This is a genomic window from Pseudomonas sp. BF-R-01, assembly GCF_019946615.1.
GTDB lineage: Bacteria > Pseudomonadota > Gammaproteobacteria > Pseudomonadales > Pseudomonadaceae > Aquipseudomonas > Aquipseudomonas migulae.
Window position 1 is genome coordinate 73,520 of the sequence record NZ_JAGYFX010000015.1, and the last position, 7,444, is coordinate 80,963.

Here is a 7,444-nt window from a genome sequence, read left to right on the forward strand (position 1 = left end):
GGACTGTTGATATGAGTAACAACCTGATCGAAATCCGTGACCTCTGCGTGGCCTTCAGCGGCCAGACCGTGGTGCGCAACCTGTGTCTGGACATCCGCCCCGGTGAATGCCTGGCGCTGGTGGGTGAGTCGGGTTCCGGCAAATCGGTGACCGCGCACTCGATCCTGCAACTGCTGCCCGAGACCGGCACCGAAACCAGCGGCAGCATCCGCTATCGCGGCAAGGAGTTGCTCGGCGCTTCGTCCAGGGTTTTGCGAGAGTTGCGGGGCAACCGCATCGCCATGATCTTCCAGGAGCCGATGACCTCGCTCAATCCGCTGCACAGCATTGAAAAGCAGATCGGTGAAACCCTGCTGCTGCACAAGGGCCTGACCGGCAAAGCTGCGCAGGAGCGGATTCTGGAGCTGCTGCACCTCGTGGGCATACAGAAACCCAAAGAGCGGCTCAAGGCGTATCCGCATCAACTGTCCGGCGGCCAGCGGCAACGGGTGATGATCGCCATGGCGCTGGCCTGCGAGCCGGAGTTGCTGATCGCCGACGAGCCCACCACCGCGCTCGACGTTACGGTGCAGCGCAAGATCCTGATCCTGCTCAAGTCCCTGCAACAGCGGCTCGGCATGTCATTGCTGCTGATCAGCCATGACCTCAATCTGGTGCGCAGCATCGCTCAGCGTGTGTGCGTGATGAAGGCCGGGGAAATCGTCGAACAGGCGCCGTGCGAAACGCTGTTCACCGAGCCGAAACATCCCTACAGCTGCGTACTGCTGAACGCCGAACCGGAAGGCCAGGCGCTGCCCCGTGACGAGCGCGAGAACGTTCTGGAAGTGGACAATCTTTGCGTGCGCTTCCCCCTCGGTGGCGGGCTGTTTCAGCGCAAAACGTACTTGCATGCCGTGGACGGCATCAGCCTGAATGTCCAGCGCGGCAAGACATTGGGCATTGTCGGTGAGTCCGGCTCGGGCAAGTCGACACTGGGACAGGCGATCCTGCGCCTGCTCGACTCCGAAGGCAGCATTCGCTTTCAGGGCCAGGCGCTGGACGGCCTGACGCAAAAGCAACTGCGGCCATGGCGCAAGAAAATGCAGGTGGTGTTCCAGGACCCTTTCGGCAGCCTCAGCCCACGGATGTCCGTGGCACAAATCATCAGTGAAGGCCTGGAAGTGCACAGCCAGTTGACGGCGGACGAATGCAAGGCCGAAGTGATTCGGGCCTTGCAGGAAGTCGGCCTCGACCCGCAAAGCCGCCATCGCTACCCCCACGAATTCTCCGGTGGCCAGCGCCAACGCATCGCCATCGCCAGGGCGCTGGTGCTGAAACCGGCGCTGATCCTGCTGGACGAACCGACCTCGGCGCTGGACCGCACCGTGCAGAAACAAGTGGTCGCACTGCTGCGCCAGCTTCAGGAAAAACACGGCCTGACGTACCTGTTTATCAGCCACGACCTGGCGGTGATGCGCGCCCTCGCCCACGACATGATCGTGATCAAGGACGGCAAAGTGGTGGAAAGCGGCGCCAGCCACGACGTGTTTGATTCACCGCAGCATCCGTACACCAAAGAGCTGTTGGCGGCGGCGCATCTGCAACAGGCATAAATCGCGTCGCTGCCTTCGCGGGCAAGCCTCGCTCCTACAGGTGAACGCGATCCCCTGTAGGAGCGAGGCTTGCCCGCGAAGAGGCCGGACCAAGCAATACACAATCAGGATCTGCACTATGAACACCACCGAAAGCCTCAAGGATTACCAGCGCGTTCGTCTGTTGGCGATCCGTTCGCTGTTCGAGATCATCGAGCAGTCCAGTGAAGGCACGGTGATTGTCGATCGCGACGCGAACATCGTCTGGATGAACGAACGTTATGCCCGACGCTTCGGTCTGGAATCGGCGGAAGTGGCCATCGGCAAGGCCTGCGAAAGTGTGATCCCCGGCAGCCTGCTGCGGGAAGTGGTGCGCACCGGCCGACCGATTCTGCTCGACATGCAGGACACCCCCAAGGAACCGTTGGTGGTGATGCGCCTGCCGATCCACGACGACGCCGGCGTGGTGATCGGCGCCATCGGTTTCGCGTTGTTCGATGAGTTGCGCAGCCTGTCACCGATGCTCAAACGCTACATGAGCATGCAGGAAGAACTCGCCTCCACCCGCTCGCTGCTGCGGGCGCGGCAGACCAAGTACAACTTCGCACATTTTATCGGCACCAGCGCGGCCAGCCTCGAAGTCAAACGCCGCGCCCGACGCAGTGCCAGTGCTGATTCCCCGGTTTTGCTGCTCGGCGAAACCGGCACCGGCAAAGAGCTGCTGGCGCAGGCGATTCATGGCGCATCACCCCGTGCGCACAAGGCTTTCGTCAGCATCAACAGCGCAGCGATTCCCGAGGCGCTGCTCGAGGCCGAATTCTTCGGCACCGCCCCCGGCGCGTTTACCGGCGCCGATCGCAAGGGTCGCGTCGGCAAGTTGCAGATTGCTCAGGGCGGTACGCTGTTTCTCGATGAAATCGGCGACATGCCGCTGCCGCTGCAAAGCAAGCTGCTGCGGGTGTTGCAGGAAAAGGAATTCGAACCGGTCGGGTCCAACGAAGTGATTCAGAGCGATGTGCGGGTGATCGCCGCGACCTCCACCGACCTTGAAGCGGCGATCAAACGCGGCGAGTTTCGCGCCGATTTGTATTACCGCCTCAACGTGCTGCCGATCCAGGTGCCGCCGCTGCGTGATCGTCTCGATGATTTGCCGGCACTCAGTGAAGCCATCCTTGAGGAGTTGCGCAGTCAGCACGAGCTGAACCTCGAAGCGCTGGAGTTGCTGGCCCGACACGCCTGGCCGGGGAACATTCGCGAGCTGCGCAACGTGCTGGAACGGGCGGCATTGCTCAGTGACGATCTGATGCTGAACGCGACCGATATCCGCGCGGCGATTGGTACGTTTACGCCGGTGGAGCGTGTGGCGCCTTTAAAGGTTGAGTCGGTGGCACACGAGATGTTCAGTGAGGCGCGTGAACGGTTTGACCGGCAGTTGATCGAATCGGCCCTCGCGCAATGCGGGGGGAAAGTGATTGAGGCGGCGGCGCGGCTGGGGCTTGGGCGGTCGACGTTGTACAAGAAAATGGTGGCATTGGGGATTGCAGAGTCTCAATAAAGAGACATGCATCTCCATTGTTAGACATCCCCTCGGAGCGCTGCGCGCTCATCGCCGGCAAGCCGGCTCCTACAGGGTGCGCGTTGTGAATGCGATCTCTTGTAGGAGCCGGCTTGCCGGCGATGAGGCCCTCAACATCACAAAAAATCTCAAAACAGAGACAAATACGCTCATTTGCCTCTGAAAAAACAATAAATATCCTTATATTTCAACATGTTACCACCTTGGCACAAATCTCGCTAAAGCCCTCCCTCACACCGTTTCACCCCACAAAAATAACAATCCAGGAGACACACCATGAGTGTGATCATTGCCTTGGCAGCCCTCGCGCTGCTGATGCTCGCGGCCTACCGTGGCTACAGCGTTATCCTTTTTGCCCCGATTGCCGCCCTCGGCGCCGTCCTGCTCACCGACCCTTCCGCCGTCGCCCCTGCTTTCACCGGGGTGTTCATGGAGAAAATGGTCGGCTTCATCAAACTGTATTTCCCGGTGTTCCTGCTCGGTGCGGTGTTCGGCAAGCTGATTGAGCTGTCGGGTTTCTCGCGCTCCATCGTTGCGGCGGCGATTCGCCTGCTCGGCACCCGTCAGGCGATGCTGGTGATCGTGCTGGTTTGCGCCCTGCTCACTTACGGCGGCGTGTCGCTGTTTGTGGTGGTGTTTGCGGTCTACCCGTTCGCGGCCGAGATGTTCCGCCAGAGCAATATTCCCAAGCGCCTGATCCCGGCGACCATCGCCCTCGGCGCCTTCTCGTTCACCATGGACGCCCTGCCCGGCACCCCGCAAATCCAGAACATCATCCCCAGCACCTTCTTCAACACCACCGCGTGGGCGGCGCCGTGGCTGGGTTTGATCGGCGCAATCTTCGTGGTCTGCGCCGGCATGGCGTTTCTGCAGCGCCAGCGCAACAAGGCTCAGCTTTCGGGTGAAGGCTACGGCACCGACCTGCGCAACGAGCCGGAAACCGCTGCCGATATCAAACTGCCGAATCCATGGATCGCGCTGTCGCCGCTGTTGGCCGTCGGCATCATGAACCTGTTGTTTACCCAGTGGATTCCCCAGTGGTACGGCAAGACCCACAGCCTCGCGCTGCCAGGCATGGCCGCACCGGTAACCACCGATGTCGCCAAACTCACGGCGATCTGGGCAGTTCAGGCTGCCTTGCTGGTCGGCATCATCATGGTGCTGGTGTTCGGCTTCCAGGCGATTCGCGGCAAGTTGGCCGAAGGCAGCAGAAGTGCAGTCAGCGGTTCATTGCTGGCAGCGATGAATACAGCGTCTGAATACGGTTTTGGTGCGGTGATCGCGTCCTTGCCGGGCTTTCTGGTGCTGGCCGACTGGCTCAAAAGCATTCCCAACCCGCTGGTCAACGAAGCGATCACCGTGACCCTGCTGGCCGGCATCACCGGCTCTGCATCGGGCGGCATGAGCATTGCGCTGGCGGCCATGGCCAATGACTTCATCGCTGCGGCCCATGCGGCCAACATTCCCCTGGAAGTGCTGCACCGCGTCGCCGCGATGGCCAGTGGCGGCATGGACACCCTGCCGCACAACGGCGCGGTCATCACCTTGCTGGCGGTGACCGGCCTGACCCACCGCGAAGCCTACAAAGACATTTTCTGTATTACGCTGATCAAGACCCTGGCGGTTTTTGTGGTGATCGGTACTTTCTACGCCACTGGCATTGTGTGAGGTATTCATGACGACTCTTTCAGGCAAGACCGCACTGGTCACCGGCTCCACCAGCGGCATCGGCCTGGGCATCGCCCTCAGCCTGGCCAAGGCTGGCGCCAACCTGATTCTCAACGGTTTCGGCGATGCCTCCACAGTGATTGCCGAGGTTGAACAGTTCGGCGGCAAGGTCGGTCATCACCCCGCCGATGTCAGCGACCCGGCGCAGATTGCCGACATGATCGCCTACGCCGAGCGCGAGTTCGGCGGCGTGGACATTCTGGTCAACAACGCCGGCATTCAGCACGTGGCGTCGGTGGAAGATTTCCCCGTGGAGCGCTGGGATTCGATCATTGCGATCAACTTGTCGTCGGTGTTTCACAGCACCCGTTTGAGCTTGCCGGGCATGCGTGCCAAGGGTTGGGGACGGGTTATCAATATCGCTTCGGTGCATGGCCAGGTCGGTTCGGTGGGCAAGGCGGCTTACGTCGCGGCCAAGCATGGGGTGATCGGTTTGACCAAGGTGGTCGGCCTGGAAACCGCCACGACCAACGTCACCTGCAACGCCATCTGCCCAGGCTGGGTATTGACGCCGTTGGTACAGAAGCAGATTGACGACCGCATCGCCAAAGGGGTTGATCCGCAGCAGGCGCAGCACGATTTGCTGGCCGAGAAGCAGCCGTCGCTGGAGTTCGTTACGCCGCCTCAGCTGGGTGAACTGGTGCTGTTTTTGTGCAGTGAGGCCGGTAGCCAGGTGCGGGGCGCGGCGTGGAATATAGATGGTGGGTGGTTGGCGCAGTAATCAGCCACTGGACCGCGTTATCGTTCATCGCTGGCAAGCCAGCTCCTACAGGTCGTGCGTCGTTCATGAAAACACCGATAACCTGTAGGAGCCGGCTTGCCGGCGATTGGATCTCGAAATAGAAAAAGAAGAGGCAAAAAATGTCCGACATCCTCTGGCAACCTGACGCCAAACGCATCGCCAAGACCCGCATGGATGCCTTCCGGCGCTCCATCAATCAGCGCCACCACCTCGACATTGCCGACTACACCGCCCTGCACCAATGGTCCATCGATCAACGGGTCGATTTCTGGCAAGCCATCGTCGATTTCTTCGACATCCGTTTCCACACGCAACCGGACACCGTACTGATCGAAGGCGATCACATGCCCAGCGCCCAGTGGTTTCCCGGCGCCACCCTGAACTTTGCCGAACACTTGCTGCGCCGTCGTGACGATGCCGTCGCCGTGATAGCGATCGGTGAAAACGGCCAGCGCGAACAACTGACCTGGGCCGAACTGGCCGAGCATGTCGCCGGTTTTCAAAACAGCTTGATCGCCGTCGGTGTCGGTCTTGGCGACCGCGTCGCCGCGTGCATGCCGAACACCTGGCAAACCCTGGTCGCCATGCTCGCCACCACCAGCCTCGGGGCGATCTGGTCCTGTTCGTCGCCGGACTTCGGCACCCAGGGCGTCATCGACCGCTTCGGCCAGATCGAACCGAAAGTGCTGATCACCTGCGCCGGTTACCGTTATGCCGGCAAAGACATCGACCAGAGCCCCAAGGTCAACGAAATCCTTGAACGCCTGCCGTCGCTGCAACAGCTGATCGTGGTGCCTTACGCACGCCCCCAGACGCACATCAAAGACTTCCGCACCCACGCAGGCGTGACGCTTTGGGATGCGTTCTACGAACCGGGCGGCGAGCCGGATTTTGTTGCCGTGCCTTTCGCCCATCCGCTGTACATCCTCTATTCCAGCGGCACCACCGGCGTGCCCAAATGCATCATCCACAGCACCGGCGGCGTGCTGTTGCAGCACGTCAAGGAACACGGCCTGCATTGCGACCTCGGGCCCGGCGACCGCTTGTTTTACTACACCACTTGCGGCTGGATGATGTGGAACTGGCTGGTGTCAGCCCTGGCCGTCGGCAGCGCCGTGGTGCTGTACGACGGCTCGCCATTTCATCCCGGCCCGGAGCGCTTGATCGACCTGATCGACGACGAACGCATCAGCGTGTTCGGCACCAGTCCCAAGTACCTTGCGACCCTGGAAAGCAACGGCGTGAAGCCTCGGCAAAGCCATGATCTCGGCACGCTAAAAACCTTGTTGTGCACCGGCTCGGCGCTATCGCCGCAAAGCTACGACTACGTCTACCGTGACCTCAAGGCCGACCTGTGCCTGGCGTCGATGTCCGGCGGCACCGACATCGTTTCGTGCTTCGTGAACGGCAATCCGCTGCTGGCGGTGCGTCGCGGCGAAATCCAGGGCAAGAGCCTGGGGATGGCGGTCGAAGTCTGGAACGATGCCGGCCGCGCGGTGATTGGCGAAAAAGGTGAGCTGGTCTGCACCCGACACTTTCCGGCCATGCCCGTCGGCCTGTGGAACGACCCGACCGGGGAAAAACTGCGCGCGTCTTATTTCAGCCTGTTCCCCGGCGTCTGGGCCCAGGGCGACTACGCCGAACAATTGGCTCACGGCGCGATGATGATTCACGGACGCTCGGATGCGGTACTCAACCCCGGCGGCGTGCGCATCGGCACGGCGGAAATTTACCGTCAGGTGGAGAAAGTCCCGCAAGTCACCGACAGCGTGGCCATCGGTCAGCAATGGCAAGACGACGTGCGGGTGGTGCTGTTCGTGCGGCTGG

At 61.2% G+C, this 7,444-nt stretch carries 5 protein-coding genes; all 5 read left to right on the top strand.

Annotated elements, in window-relative coordinates:
• Positions 1–11 precede the first annotated feature (11 nt).
• On the top strand, positions 12–1,592 hold the full coding sequence (locus KGB27_RS08970) for an ABC transporter ATP-binding protein (protein ID WP_223554058.1): 1,581 nt from the start codon (positions 12–14) through the stop codon (positions 1,590–1,592).
• A gap of 118 nt (positions 1,593–1,710) precedes the next feature.
• Complete coding sequence (locus KGB27_RS08975) at positions 1,711–3,126, top strand: sigma-54 interaction domain-containing protein (protein WP_223554061.1); 1,416 nt, start codon at positions 1,711–1,713, stop codon at positions 3,124–3,126.
• A gap of 297 nt (positions 3,127–3,423) precedes the next feature.
• Positions 3,424–4,815 (top strand): GntP family permease, encoded by a 1,392-nt coding sequence (locus KGB27_RS08980; RefSeq protein WP_223480418.1) that lies wholly within the window; start codon positions 3,424–3,426, stop codon positions 4,813–4,815.
• A 7-nt stretch (positions 4,816–4,822) separates the two neighbouring features.
• Positions 4,823–5,596: a 3-hydroxybutyrate dehydrogenase gene (hbdH, locus tag KGB27_RS08985; protein ID WP_008033792.1), complete on the top strand. Its 774-nt coding sequence runs from the start codon at positions 4,823–4,825 to the stop codon at positions 5,594–5,596.
• A gap of 140 nt (positions 5,597–5,736) precedes the next feature.
• Positions 5,737–7,444, top strand: a 1,708-nt coding sequence (locus tag KGB27_RS08990; protein WP_223554063.1) for an acetoacetate--CoA ligase, incomplete at its 3' end; no start/stop codon positions are given.

Coding starts and splice junctions, on each gene's coding strand:
- KGB27_RS08975 (WP_223554061.1), top strand. CDS start 1,711: ATGAACACCACCGAAAGCCTCAAGGATTACCAGCGCGTTCGTCTGTTG.
- hbdH (WP_008033792.1), top strand. CDS start 4,823: ATGACGACTCTTTCAGGCAAGACCGCACTGGTCACCGGCTCCACCAGC.
- KGB27_RS08980 (WP_223480418.1), top strand. CDS start 3,424: ATGAGTGTGATCATTGCCTTGGCAGCCCTCGCGCTGCTGATGCTCGCG.
- KGB27_RS08970 (WP_223554058.1), top strand. CDS start 12: ATGAGTAACAACCTGATCGAAATCCGTGACCTCTGCGTGGCCTTCAGC.